General features: G+C 68.9%; 9 protein-coding genes. 4 read left to right on the top strand and 5 right to left on the bottom strand.

Going from position 1 to position 12,787, the window contains the following annotated elements:
- The first annotated feature begins 2 nt into the window (after positions 1–2).
- Positions 3–620 (top strand): macro domain-containing protein, encoded by a 618-nt coding sequence (locus AB1L88_RS03885; RefSeq protein WP_367095316.1) that lies wholly within the window; start codon positions 3–5, stop codon positions 618–620.
- Positions 621–636: 16 nt separating this feature from the next.
- Here the strand turns inward: AB1L88_RS03885 and AB1L88_RS03880 are convergent, their stop codons facing one another.
- Positions 637–2,694, bottom strand: coding sequence for an FG-GAP-like repeat-containing protein (locus AB1L88_RS03880; protein WP_367095315.1), 2,058 nt, complete (start codon positions 2,692–2,694; stop codon positions 637–639).
- Positions 2,695–3,071: 377 nt separating this feature from the next.
- Here AB1L88_RS03880 and dnaN point away from each other — a divergent pair, with 377 nt between their 5' ends.
- The 3 genes from dnaN to gyrB all read left to right on the top strand — a co-directional run bounded on the left by dnaN (position 3,072) and on the right by gyrB (position 7,363).
- Positions 3,072–4,193 carry a DNA polymerase III subunit beta gene (gene dnaN / locus AB1L88_RS03875; RefSeq protein WP_367095314.1) on the top strand — a complete coding sequence of 374 codons (1,122 nt, stop codon included), beginning with the start codon at positions 3,072–3,074 and terminating at the stop codon, positions 4,191–4,193.
- A 79-nt stretch (positions 4,194–4,272) separates the two neighbouring features.
- A complete protein-coding gene (locus AB1L88_RS03870) occupies positions 4,273–4,614 on the top strand; it encodes a DUF721 domain-containing protein (RefSeq protein WP_367095313.1) in 342 nt (113 codons plus the stop codon).
- A 124-nt stretch (positions 4,615–4,738) separates the two neighbouring features.
- Positions 4,739–7,363 carry a DNA topoisomerase (ATP-hydrolyzing) subunit B gene (gene gyrB, locus AB1L88_RS03865; protein ID WP_367095312.1) on the top strand — a complete coding sequence of 875 codons (2,625 nt, stop codon included), beginning with the start codon at positions 4,739–4,741 and terminating at the stop codon, positions 7,361–7,363.
- 173 nt (positions 7,364–7,536) lie between these two features.
- Here the strand turns inward: gyrB and AB1L88_RS03860 are convergent, their stop codons facing one another.
- The 4 genes from AB1L88_RS03860 to AB1L88_RS03845 form a co-directional block, all read right to left on the bottom strand.
- A complete protein-coding gene (locus AB1L88_RS03860; protein WP_367095311.1) occupies positions 7,537–8,691 on the bottom strand; it encodes a PEP-CTERM sorting domain-containing protein in 1,155 nt (384 codons plus the stop codon).
- A gap of 285 nt (positions 8,692–8,976) precedes the next feature.
- Positions 8,977–9,951: an ADP-ribosylglycohydrolase family protein gene (locus tag AB1L88_RS03855; protein WP_367095310.1), complete on the bottom strand. Its 975-nt coding sequence runs from the start codon at positions 9,949–9,951 to the stop codon at positions 8,977–8,979.
- Between the two features lie 159 nt (positions 9,952–10,110).
- On the bottom strand, positions 10,111–10,932 hold the full coding sequence (locus tag AB1L88_RS03850; RefSeq protein ID WP_367095309.1) for an XDD4 family exosortase-dependent surface protein: 822 nt from the start codon (positions 10,930–10,932) through the stop codon (positions 10,111–10,113).
- Positions 10,933–11,464: 532 nt separating this feature from the next.
- The gene (locus AB1L88_RS03845) at positions 11,465–12,322 is read right to left on the bottom strand and encodes a thioester domain-containing protein (RefSeq protein WP_367095308.1); all 858 of its coding nucleotides are present in this window, start codon (positions 12,320–12,322) and stop codon (positions 11,465–11,467) included.
- Between the last annotated feature and the right edge of the window lie 465 nt (positions 12,323–12,787).

The following is a 12,787-nucleotide window of genomic DNA, read 5'->3' as shown; positions in this document are numbered from 1 at the left end:
CCGTGCCGCTCCGAGAACTCTGGCTGGTCCACCCGGACGACGCGACGTGCGAGGCGTTCCGATCGCGCTTCGAGGGCTTGCCCGGCGTCCGGGTCATCGCGGGACGGTTCGAGGATCTGGGGCCGCACGACGCCTTCGTCACCGCGGGCAACGCCTTCGGCATCATGACCGCGGGGATCGACGCGGCGGTCGTCCGCCGGCTCGGCGAAGGATTGATGATCCGGGTCCAGCAGCGGATCCTGGACGAATACCACGGCGAGCAGCCGGTCGGCACCGCCTTCGTCGAGCCGACCGGCTCGCCCGAGATCCCGTTCCTCGTCCACGCCCCGACCATGCGGGTGCCGGGCAGCATCGAGGGGACCGACAAGGTCTACTGCGCCTCCTGGGCGGCCTTGCTGGCGATCCAGGCCCACAACCGATCGGGATCTCCGCCGATCGAGGTCGCCGCCTTCCCGGCCCTGGGGACCGGCTTCGGCGGCGTCCCGGCCTCCGAGGCCGCCCGGCAGATGGCCGCGGCCTATCGCCACCTCCTCGAACCGCCGCACCGGCTCGACTGGGAGTTCGTGGCCGATCGCCAGCGTGCGATCTGTTACGACGGCCGCCGCCAGGTCGCGCGGTAATCCCCCCGGGCCGCCTTCAGACCCGGAGCGTCACCACCGCGTCCGGCCCCGGCAATCCGTCCTGGTTGCCGTCGAGCGCATTGCCGGCCAGGTCGGTAATCGCGTTCGGGCCGAGGCCGGGGACGACCAATCGCCAGCCGGGGGCCGGCACGACGCCCGAGCGGAGCCGCAGGCGGAGCCGGAGTCGGCTCACGTCGAAGGTGGCCGAGGTGAACGGCGAGGCGACCGGCACGAAGTCGGCCCCCTGGGGCCGGAGCAGGGCGTATCGCGAGGCGTCGCGCGCCCCGACCAGGTCGATCCCCTCGTCGAACTCGACCGAGAGCACCAGGTTGCCGCCCCCGAGCGAGGCGATCCGGGCGTCTCGAATCCGGGGCGGCCTCGCGTCGGGGGGCAAGGGCGGCACGAACACCCGGTAGCCGTAGGCGTCGGCCAGCAGTTGCAGGTTCAAGGCCGTCGGATAGGCCCGGGTGCCGAGGAAGGCGTCGGCCGTCAGCAGGTCGTAGGCGTGCTCGACCGGGTCGAGGTGGTCGGCCGCGTCGTTGAAGACGGCGCGGACGCCGGTCGGCCCCCGGTAGATGAGGCCGCCGCCGGGCCGGGGGGCCAGCCCGGCCGCCAGGCGGTTGTCGAAGTCGATGCCGAAGCCGAGCGCATGGCCGATCTCGTGGACGACCGTCGAGAGCAGGTCGAACTGCTCCGGAGGCCCGCCGACGTGGAACGTCGGCGTGGCGGCGGCTGCGAATTCGAGGTCGTCGGCCGGGCTCGGGTCGACGTACCAGCCCCGGCCGCCGCCGTCGGCGTCGAGCTGGATCGTCGCCTCGAACGGCCCGCGGGCGTCGTAGCGGACGGTCGCCAGGCCGAGGGTGCCTCCCATGTCGAGCCCGGAGAAGGCCCCCCCCTGGAACCGGACCCGGATCGTGTTGTCGGGCCGCCCGATGTCGAGGATCAGGCCTTCCCAGATCTCGATCGCGCGGTCGATCACCCGACGCTCGGCGGCCGAGAACTGGTCGCTCGCCGTCCCCCGGTCGACCCAGTCAATCCGGAAGGTCGGCCGGCCTGGTGCCGGCCCCGTCCCCGGGCCCGGGCTCGGTGCGACGGCCGGGGGGGGCATCGGGATGCTCGCCGCCGTGCCGATCGGCACCGCGAACGCCCCCGAGCCGCCCGACGGCAGGACCGCGAACCGGCTGACCCCCTCGGCCGGGCTGAACCCGTAGACGGCCAGGTCGGTCACGCCGTCGCCGTCGCCGTCCAGCGGCACCGGCCGGTCGCCGAGGCCGCCGAACGGGATCGAACGGCCCGGCGAACCCTCGGACGGCGCGATCGCGAACCGGCGGAACCCCTCGACCGGGCTGAACCCGGCGACGGCCAGGTCGGCCCGGCCGTCGCCCGTGTAGTCGCCGATCGCCGGCAGGTCGCCGAGGCCGCCGAACGGCTGCACGATCAGGCCGGTCGGATGCTCGGCGCTCGGGCCGCCCGACAGGACGACCCGGAACCGGCTGAACCCGTCGTTGCCGCTCGGCCCGTACACGCCGAGGTCGTCCCGGCCGTCGCCGTCGAAGTCGCCCACGACCGGCACGTCGGCCGCTTCTCCGATCGGCAGCATGATCACGCCGTTCGGGTGCTGCGTGCTCGGGCCGGCCGATAGCAGGACGGCGAAGCGATGGGCACCGTCGGCGGGGCTGAAGCCATACACGGCGAAATCGGCCTGGCCGTCGCCGTCGAAATCCCCGGTTACCGGCCGGTCGTCGAGCCCGCCGAACCCCTGGAGGAACGCCGACCCGCCCCCCGACGGCACGATCGCGAAGCGGCTGAACCCGTCGACCGGGCTGAATCCGAAGACCCCCAGGTCGGCACGGCCGTCGCCGTCGTAATCCCCCACGACCGGCCGATCCGCCGCCCCCCCGAACGGGATCTGCACCCGCCCGCCGCCCGATCGCTCGACCGTGAACGTCCCGAACGGCCGCCCCGGGTCGACGCCGTAGACGGCGTAATCCGACCGCCCGTCGCCGTCCAGATCGACCGGCACCATGGCCGACATCGCCACCCGATCTTCCAGGCCCTCGACGCCCAGCCGCAACCGGGCACCCCCCGTCCGTCTCCGGGGTGCCCGAGCCCGTCGCGCAGGGGGAATCAACATCAGTACCAATCTCCCGGAAATGCTCCTTCAAAGTCTCGACCATTCTTCCCCCCCGTCAACCTTCCCCGCAACCCCTGTTGCCGAATCGCCTCGCCCGATCGGCACAACCGACCCAATCCTCGAAACTTAGCTCGCCTTGAGGCCGGTTAAGTTCTTTGGTATCATCGGGTTCTTCGGAATCCCTCCCTTTCCGTTGGGGAATGGCGTCGCGCCGATGCGGGTCGCATCCCCAGATGGGGGTTTGAGGGGTCGCTCGAAGCCGAGCCGCGCGGAAGCGGCCGGGACATCGGACCCGAGGTCCAGGGCGGGGCGTCTCCATGAAATTGCTGTGCGACCGCGAGCAGTTGCTCGCCGCGTTCGGGGCCGTCGGCGGCGTGGTGCCGGCCCGGAGCCCCAAGCCGATCCTCCAGAACCTGAAGCTCGACGCCTCGCCGAACCAGGGGTCGACCCTGATGGCGACCGACCTGGAAGTCGGCATCCGCTTGAAGGTCCTGGGCGTGAAGGTCGATCAGCCCGGCTCGGTCATCCTCCCCCTGCAGAAGATGGGGCAGATCCTCCGCGCCAGCACGGGAGACGACGAGCTGGCCCTCGAAGTCGAGGGGGAGACCCTCGTCGTCCGCGGCCACCGCTCCGAGTTCAAGCTGCCGGCCGAGGACCCGAGCCTCTTCCCCGACCCGCCCGACTTCCACGCCGAGACCGGCTTCCGGATCTCCCCGACCGACCTCCGCCGCGCCGTCCGACGCACGAGCTTCGCCACCGACCCCGACAGCACCCGATACGCCCTGGCCGGCGTCCTGATGGAGCCGGGGCCCGAGTCGATCACCATGGTCGGCACCGACGGCCGCCGGATGGCCCGCCAGATCATCCCCTGCGAGCCGGAGGGCGAGGCCGAGGCCCCGAGCCAGGCCCCGGTCGTGCCGGTCAAGGCCCTCCGCCTGATCGAGCGCAACCTCGACGACGACGAGCCGGCCCGGATCGCCGTGCAGGACGGCACCGCCGTGCTCGTCCGCACCGGCCGCGCGGTCATTTATAGCCGACTCGTCGAAGGGCGATTCCCGAACTACAAGGCCGTGATGCCCAGCAGCTACGAGTGCCGGATCCCCTTCACCGAGGTCGACCCCCTGCTCTCGGCCGTCGAGCAGGCGGCCATCGTCACCAGCAAGGAGAGCCGGGGGGTCGACTTCCAGTTCGGCGACGGCCTCTTGAAACTCGCCAGCCAGACGGCCGACATCGGCGAGTCGCACGTCGAGCTGCCGATCACCTACGACGGCAAGGACGTGGCCATCACCTTCGACGCCACCTACCTGATCGAGGCCCTCAAGACCCTCGACCCGGCGCAGCCGATCGCCGCCGAGCTGATCGACCACAAGAGCGCCGCCGTGTTCAAGACCGAAGACCAGTATACCTATGTCGTCATGCCCCTGAACCGAGACCGCTGACGATCGGCATTCCGGGGCCGGGACGAGGCGGGCGGCGCGTGCCCCATCCGCTTGCCAAATGGGGGGTTGAGGCGTTATAATGAAGAAGCGTACACATCGGGGCAACCCTCGGGGGGGCGGAGGTCCGACCCCCCTGGCCGAGACGCTCGGCTCCCTCTTCGCCGCCCGGGGGTATGCCCGGACCCGGGCCCTGGGCGAGCTGGAAGCCGCCTGGGAATCGGCCGTCGGGCCCGACCTCGTCGCCCGGACCCGCCTCGGAGGCGTCCGCCACGGGGTTTTGAGCGTCACGGTCGCCCACCCGACGCTCCTGGAGGAACTGTCCGCGTTCCGCAAGCCCTCGATCCTCGCCACCTTGCGGCGCGAGGCGCCCGGCACCCCGGTCCTCGACATCCGCTTCCGGGTCGGTCCCGTCGAATCGTGACCGCTCGCCCGCGTGACCGTCGATCCGCTTCGACCGGCGCCGCTCTCGACCCGAATCGAATCGACCCGAACCCGCCTTGCCTGTTGCTTGCTCGCTCGCTCTTCAGCCTTTTTGAGGTTTGGTGATGGCCCTCAACTCCGACGGCTCGATCGAGACTCCCGAGGCCCCGACCACCCCCCCGGGGCCCGGCGGCGACGGCTCCCAGGCGCTCGGCTATACCGAGGAGAACATCCGGGTCCTCGAGGGGATCGAGGCCATCCGCAAGCGTCCCGGCATGTACATCGGCGACACGACCACCCGGGGGCTGCACCACCTGATCTACGAGGTCGTCGACAACTCGATCGACGAGGCGATGGCCGGCCACTGCCGCGCCATCGACGTGACGATCCACGCCGACGGCTCGGCCTCGATCGCCGACGACGGCCGCGGCATCCCGGTCAAGGAGCACCCGAACTACCCCGGCGTCAGCACGCTCGAAATCGTGTTGACCAAGCCCCACGCCGGCGGCAAGTTCGACCACCAGACCTACAAGGTCTCCGGCGGTTTGCACGGCGTCGGCATCACCGTCGTCAACGCCCTGAGCGAGCACCTCGAGGCCGAGGTCCACCGCGACGGCAAGATCTGGCGGCACGAGTACAACCGGGGAGAGGCCCAGGGGCCCATCCGGCCCACCGGCGCCACCAAGCGCACCGGGACCCGCATCCAGTTCCTGCCCGACGCCGAGATCTTCCCCGACATCGAGTTCGACTACGACACGCTCGAGAAACGCTTCCGGGAGCTCTCGTTCCTCAACCCCGGCGTCCGCATCCGCCTGCGAGACGAGCGGGGCGACGAGCCGAAGCAGGACGAGTTCTACAGCGAGGGGGGCCTGGCCGAGTTCGTCGCCCACCTCAACCGCGCCCAGAACCCCCTGCACGAGCCGGCCGTCCTGACCGGCCGCGACGACGAGCGCGCCGTCGAGGTCGAGGTCGCGCTCCAGTACAACGACAGCTTCTCCGAGACCGTCGTCACCTACTGCAACAACATCCACACGATCGAGGGCGGCACCCACCTGACCGGCTTCCGCGCCGCCTTGACCCGGACGATGAACTCGTACCTGAAGGCCAACGCTCCCGCCAGCCAGAAGGGCCGGAAGGACCTGAGCATCTCCGGCGACGACTTCCGCGAGGGGCTGACCGCCGTCGTCTCCGTCCGCGTGCCCGACCCGCAGTTCGAGGGGCAGACCAAGACGAAGCTCGGCAACGGCGAGGTCGAGGGGATCGTCGCCAAGGCCGTCAACGACTCGCTGGCCGCCTACCTCGAACAGAACCCGGGGGCCGCCAAGAAGCTCGTCGCCAAGGCCGTCCTCGCCGCCGAGGCCCGGGAGGCCACCCGCAAGGCCCGCGAGCTGGTCCGCAACCGCAAGGGGGTGCTCACCGGCGGCGGCCTGCCCGGCAAGCTGATGGACTGCACCAGCCACGACCGCGACCACTCCGAGCTGTTCCTCGTCGAGGGCGACAGTGCCGGCGGCACCGCCGAGGGGGGGCGCGACCGCCAGTTCCAGGCCATCCTCCCCCTGCGCGGCAAGATCCTCAACGTCGAACGCGCCCGGCTCGACAAGGTCCTCGGCAACGAGGAGGTCCGCAACATCATCACCGCCGTCGGCGGCGGGATCGGCGAGGAAGAGGCGACCGACAAGCGACGCTACGGCAAGATCGTCATGATGTCCGACGCCGACGTCGACGGCTCGCACATCCGGACCCTCCTGATGACCTTCTTCTACCGCCAGATGCCCCGCCTGGTGGCCGAGGGGCACCTGTACGTCGCGCAGCCGCCGCTTTACTTGATCACCTCCCGGAAGGAGCGGCGCTACGTGCAGACCGAGGCCGAGATGCACGCCATCCTCATGGGCAACGGCCTGCACGACGCCACCCTCCGCCGGGTCGGCCCCGGCTCCGACGCCGCCCCGCTGGCCGCCGACGGCGAGAAGCTGCGCACCCTGGTCGAGATCGCCGCCGGGCTGGATAACGCCCTCCGCGCCTTCGGCCGCCGCAACCTCCCGATCGGCGAATTCCTGGGCCGCGCCCACCCCGAGACCGGCCTGCTCCCCCTCTTCCTCGTCCGGCAGCTCGAGGCCGACGACGTCTACCTCTCCTCGGCCGAGGAGCTGGAACGCTTCACCCGGGAGCACGCCCCCGAGTCGCTCGACGCCGCACCCGTCGTCGACACCGATATCCCCTCCGCCGACGCCGACGCCGACGCGGCCGAAGCGTCCCCTGAGACTGAGTCTGACGCCGAGGCCAGTGCCGAGACCCCCTCCTCCGCCGATCAGGTCCCCTTCCGGATCATCGAGCTGAGCGAGGTCCGCTCGTTGAACAAGTGGATCGCCCGGCTCCGCGACGAGTTCGCGCTGGGGACCGACGTCCTCCTGCCCGTCGAGGTCACCGGCGACGAGCCCCCACCGCGCTTCATCCTCGACCGCGAGGGGGACGAGCACCCCTTGCTCGACCTCCGCGAGCTGGTCCCGACCGTCCGCAAGCTGGGCGAGCGCGGCCTGAAGATCACCCGCTTCAAGGGGCTCGGCGAGATGGACGCCGAGCAGCTCTGGGAGACCACCATGGACCCGAGCCGCCGCACCCTGCTCCAGGTCCGCCTCGACGACGCCGCCGCCGCCAACGACCTGTTCACCACCCTCATGGGCGACGACGTCGAACCCCGCCGCGACTTCATCGAGAAGCACGCGCTCGAGGTCAAGAACCTCGACGTCTGACGCGACCCGGCCCCCAATCGCCTCCGCCCCGCGCCCCTGTCCGGTGCCCTGGCCACGCGCAATTGGCCAGGGAGCGGTGGTCGTTGGCCCCGCCCGCAGGAACCGGGCGGCGCGGGAGCGTGAACGGCCCGCCCGCGAAGGCGTGGGCGGGCCACCCGGCACCCGACCATCGTTCAAGTGGTTGTCGATCCGATGCCGTGGGCCGATCGGAGCCACACCAGGCCGATCAGGCCGATCAGGCCCAGGCCACTCAGGACCAGCGACGAGGGCTCGGGCACGATGACGAGGGAGGCCGAGGCCGAGCTCCCCAGTCGGAAGTCGACGTCGGTGCCCTCCAGGGAACTGTCCACCGGCGCCGCGAAGGAGACCCCGATGTTGCTCACGTCCAGACCCGTGAGGATCGCGCGACGGATGAAAGACGGTTCAACTGTCGAGTAGACGAATGTCCAAAGGCTCGTGTCGGCGAAGTCGCCGGTCCCGGTGAAGACGCCGTCCGTCAGCGAGGCCGTCCCCTCGAGCGACGAGGAGGCCCAATCGACCAATGTCCTCGCGAAGAAGTTCGCACTCGCCGGCTCGAATGGGTCGTCGAAGAGTTCGAGCACCAAGGAGTCCGAGGCGTCCATCGTGACATTGGCCCCGGGGGAAAAATCGAAACCGAACTCGAAGAAATCCGTCTCGGGGAGGATCACCGTGCCGGCTTCGTCGGCGATGCTGAGCGATAAGGGGTCCAGGTAGACCCCCTTCTTCTTCAGCGCACCGATCGCGGGGCCGATGCGATTCCGCACGACCGCTTGGCCATCAACGGTTAAGCCCGTGACCGTCTGTTTTCCATTGAGATTGATCCTCCCCCTGCCCTGTGCGCTGCCCCCTTTCCCCTCCGCGGGCGCCTCCAGATCGATCTGGATTTTCCCGTCGACGGAGATATCGCCGTTGGGCTGGACCGTCGCCGGTCCGACCCCGATTTCGACCTCAGCCTTGGCCGCCCCGGCCGTGGCCGTGGCCCTCTTCGTCGGCGCAAGCGATGGGCCGGTGAGGCTGAGGGCAAACGCCTGGCTCTCCTCAGGCTTGGTATCGAGCGCGGGGAGGTTGTTGTCCCGGGCCGTATTCTGGCCCCATGTCGCGGAGCCCAGGCCCGGGACGGCCTGATCCGACGGAGTCCAGGTGAACCGGACGTCCTTGACGACCGACAACGACTCTGCCGTCGCCGACGTCGCCGCCATGAGAGCAAGAGTGATGGACAACAACGCGTTTTTCACAAGTCTAGACTCCTGAAACGACTCACACCTTGAGACCCCTTCCCTTGGAATCGCCCGGAGCGAATCAGCCACCAGAGAACTGAGTCCCGATGGGTGCCGGCCTGCCCCGTCGAGTCTTAGCACCGCAGAAAGGGAAAAGTCAACCAAATAATCACAGATTCTTTTGAATCGGCCCGCGGGGGCCGGGCACGGCCCGCATCGACTCGCCCTGGCGCATCCGACAGCGGCCCCCCCCTTGCAGACGTGACGACCCCGGCGTGTCCCCGATCGTGGCCGATGGCTCGGCCTCCCTCGGGAGTCTCGCCCGGGCCGGCTCTCCTCGCCGGGAGCCGTCGAGCGGGGGCCCCGAGCCGCGTCTCACCGGGCCCGGGGAACGTCGCCAGGCCCCTCCAGCCGGTCGAGCAACCGCTCCAGGAGCGGCCCGTACAGCTCCTTCCCCCGGAGCGCCTGCCGCCACCGGTCGGGGATCGCCCCGATCCCGTCCCGCAAGCCCGCCAGCCCTCCGGCCACGCACGCGGTCGTATCGGTGTCGTGCCCGAGGGCGATGGCGGATTTGACCACGCCTTCATACGTGGGTTCTTCCATCGCCAGGCGGCCCGACCGCAGGCAATCGACCACGTACCCGGTCCCCTTGCCCGAGGGGGGCTCGTCGGGCCGGATCGCCCCTTCGAGCTCGATCATCAGGATCGACTGGTAATCGCAGAGCGTCCGCATGGTCCGCACGGCCTCGCGCCAGGGGTCGGCCGCGCCGTCGAGGATCCGCCGCGCCCAGAGGCAATACAAGGCGCAGCACGCCTGCGACCGCGCGTGGCCGTGCGTCAGCTTCGACTGCAAGCATGCCAGGTCGATCAAATCCACATCCGTCCCCCGGTGCCAGAGCGCCAGCGGCAGGACGCGCATCAGGGCCCCGTTGCCGTTATCCCGCTCGTCATGGGGCCCGGCCATCATCGCCGGGATCCCCTCCCGCAGGTTCCGCAGGGCCCGGGTCGTGGTGATCCCGACGTCGAACACTTTGCCATCGACGGCCATGAAGCCCCGATCATACCAATCGATCAGCCTGCGTCCCAGGTCCTCCAGGTCCAACCGGCCGCAGTCGAGCAGCGACGCCAGCAGGCACAGCGCCTGCGCCCCGTCGTCCGACCACGTCCCCGCCGGCACCCCCGCGTGCGCCCTCCCGAACCCCTCCGGCGGCTCCATCTCGATCCGCTCGATCGGCGGCAATTCGCCCGGCTCGTGGAACTCATACGGCACGCCCAGCGCATCCCCCACCAGGAGGCCGACCAGCCCCCCTTCGATCCGATCGCGCCGGCTCGCGGGCGTTCCGGTTCCCATGGCAGTCCCCATCCGATCGAACTCAAGGTTTCCCGATGACACTCCCCCGGGGAGCTTACCCGATTCGCTCCGCGCGGAAAATGACGACGCCCCGCCGCCGGCACGCCGGAGACGGGGCATCGAGCCGCATCGGTTTGCGCCTGGGGCAGAATCGGTCGATCAGGCCGCGGTGTTCAACGACCTGCGACGCCGCCGGATCACCCGAGCCACGCCGATCGTCGCCACGCAGCCCAGGGCCATCACCAGGGTCGATGGCTCGGGGACCGGGTTGACCCCCTCGGAGCCCTCGTCGTCATTGCCCGGTGGCGTCTGGAGGGTTCCGAAGAAGCTCGGCTCCGAGAGCGAGGTCCCGTACTGGAATTTCACGCTCTGGATGTGGTCCAGGCGGAACTCGCTGCCCACCGTGATCGTGAACGACAGGGTATCCCGGACCAGCGGAGTACTGTTCACGGGCTTGTTCCCATCGCCTGGATTGTACCCGGCGTTGATGAGACCGAAGTTATAACCTCCCTTGCCCTCTCCCGTGTTGACGATGTTGCCGTTAAAAATCCCGAACCCCGCGGTCCCGAGGCCGTCGGACGGCTTGAGCTGCCAGCCCCCGAGCGTCCCCACCGGGTCCTTCTTCGAGCCGCTCACCGCCAGGTTCGGGTTCGCCGGCCCCGAGTAATTCACCAGCCCCGAGGCATACGCCGTCAGTAGGTTGAAGGAGGTCGGCACCGGATTGATGTCAACCAGCAGTGCTGTCAGGACACTACTCGGCACTGTCTGATTCGTCCCATAAGTCTGGGGCGACGTGTTCTTCAGAATAATTGAGAGCATTGAACCGTTCAGCGAGAACTCGGCCGAGGCGGCCAGTTGATGATTCGCCGATGTATTCATGCCCGAGCCCAGATACAGGCCCGCCTGACACGGCTCGGAAGCCACTGCCACTGCCAGCACCACCAGGACACCCCACAGGGCACCTTGTCCGCGCACACTCATCAAAGAGACCCCTCAAAATGGAGCCGTCACCGTGCATTATCGCAATGGCCGCCGTCGTGGCGACCTCGCGCGTGTTCCTGTCAGCCCGAAGCGAATCTCCGGCCAACCATCGGACGACGCAAGCCCTTACGTCCGTCCGATTACGTACCGCAACAGAGCCTCGACGCTCTGCTCAGCCTCCCGCGACCTCACCCAGTCCCCCAACACCTCCGAGCCCGTCGAGCACGAGTCCGAGCACGAATGCATTTCCCGCCCCCGTCATTCTGGTTGTTCCCCCCTCGGAGATGCAAGAGCACCGCCCCCGGAGTTCTCGGGACGTTGTCGGGACGCAACACTCCTGTCTCGTTCTCGCATCATCCCGCGCACGGAAGCGGCCCGGCCCAATCCTCCGTTGATGAGGTCGGGCCGGGCCGGGATGGTTGACGAGGGCTGGCACGCGCTCGGTTGAGATCGCCATCATGCCGGCGATCGGGCGTGGTTGTTTGTCGTGTGTGCAACTGCACCGTTCAGGGCCGTCGTCGGCTCCTGATGCTCACGCCGCGGCCTTCCGCTCCCTCAGGCGCTTCCTCCCCAACATCCCCAGGCCAATCAGCCCACCAAACGCGGCCATCGCCAGGGTCGAGGGCTCGGGAATGGCCTGGAGGCTCCCATCGGGGAGCACGAAGATCTGGTCCTGGTTGATCGGCGTCTGAGCCCCGTTGAGGATCGGGGGATAATTCACAAAGCCGATCACGGCCGTCTTGACGCCGCGAGCGACGAGGATTGCATTGGCAACAGTGGCCACGTCCGCGTTGATACTCGTGAATTCGAGATCGCCGGTAGATACATCGGTCGAGTTGCTATCGTAAGCCGCCTTCCAGATCGCGACCTGGATCGCAGCCTCGGCCCGCGCATCGGACCAGTTATTGCCGTCGTTCAGACTCGCTGATGTTAAATTGAGGTCGTTTAGCAAACCGCTGGCAGTCGCCCCTACAGTCTCTCCATAGACCCCATAGTTCGACAGCACCCAGCCCGCCGCGCCGATGTTGCGGGCGACACTATTCGCGTCATTCAGGCTGGCGACATTGGTCTGCGAGACCTCGGCAGGAGTCACTGTCCCCGAACTGAGGTTGATGGAAAGATCAACGCAGTAGGTCTCGAGCGCTGTCCCCGCAGGGAGCCAGGCGACAGACGACGTCTGAATCGTCGTCGTGAAGGCCCCCGCATAGACGGTTCTTGGCGCGGCCCCATTCAAGCTGTAGGTCACCGTGGGCGCGTTGTTACCGAGCGTCAACACGGACGACGCAGTCACCTGCCCCGCCTGGGCCGGCTGGGCCGCGAGCGACGCCGCGACCAGGGCCGCCAGGCCGACGAAGCCGAGCCATCGGGACGAACCCCGGGTCTCGGGCATGGTGGATCGAGTGTGGATCATAAGAAAAAGAAGTCTCCGTAGATCCAACCGCGTCGGGGGGGCAACCCGGCAAAGCCCAACCGAAGGTCAGTTCCCCTCGGTCGGCCGCCACCAGGTGCCTCCTCGGGCGGGGGATCAAGGCGTAGCCGACCGCCGCCGGGCAGCCATCAGATCAGATACCGGCCCTCGATGGAGGGTCGAGCCATCGAGGGCGTCCGCGAGCCCCGCCCCATGACCAGAACGAGATGGGCCACGTCCTGTCATGATGTCGGCGGCCTGTCTCCCAACACTTCCGCGTGCGAGGTGACCGCCCGCCTTCCTTCGGAGCCGCAAACCACGGCCATCACGGCCGATCATCCGGATTCTGGGCACGCCGACCCGCCCGATTCAAGACATGATCCACCCTCCGATGAGATTCAGGCCGCACGCGTGCATACCCTGGCTGAGATCATCCTTCAGCCCGGC

It is taken from the genome of Tautonia sp. JC769, from assembly GCF_040717455.1.
GTDB lineage: Bacteria > Planctomycetota > Planctomycetia > Isosphaerales > Isosphaeraceae > Tautonia.
This window is presented reverse-complemented; position numbering and strand designations above follow the sequence as displayed.

What these genes read in the sequence shown, in the direction of transcription:
- dnaN (WP_367095314.1), top strand. Translation starts at nt 3,072, where the DNA reads ATGAAATTGCTGTGCGACCGCGAGCAGTTGCTCGCCGCGTTCGGGGCC.
- AB1L88_RS03870 (WP_367095313.1), top strand. Translation starts at nt 4,273, where the DNA reads ATGAAGAAGCGTACACATCGGGGCAACCCTCGGGGGGGCGGAGGTCCG.
- gyrB (WP_367095312.1), top strand. Translation starts at nt 4,739, where the DNA reads ATGGCCCTCAACTCCGACGGCTCGATCGAGACTCCCGAGGCCCCGACC.
- AB1L88_RS03855 (WP_367095310.1), bottom strand. Translation starts at nt 9,951, where the DNA reads ATGGGAACCGGAACGCCCGCGAGCCGGCGCGATCGGATCGAAGGGGGG.
- AB1L88_RS03850 (WP_367095309.1), bottom strand. Translation starts at nt 10,932, where the DNA reads ATGAGTGTGCGCGGACAAGGTGCCCTGTGGGGTGTCCTGGTGGTGCTG.
- AB1L88_RS03845 (WP_367095308.1), bottom strand. Translation starts at nt 12,322, where the DNA reads ATGCCCGAGACCCGGGGTTCGTCCCGATGGCTCGGCTTCGTCGGCCTG.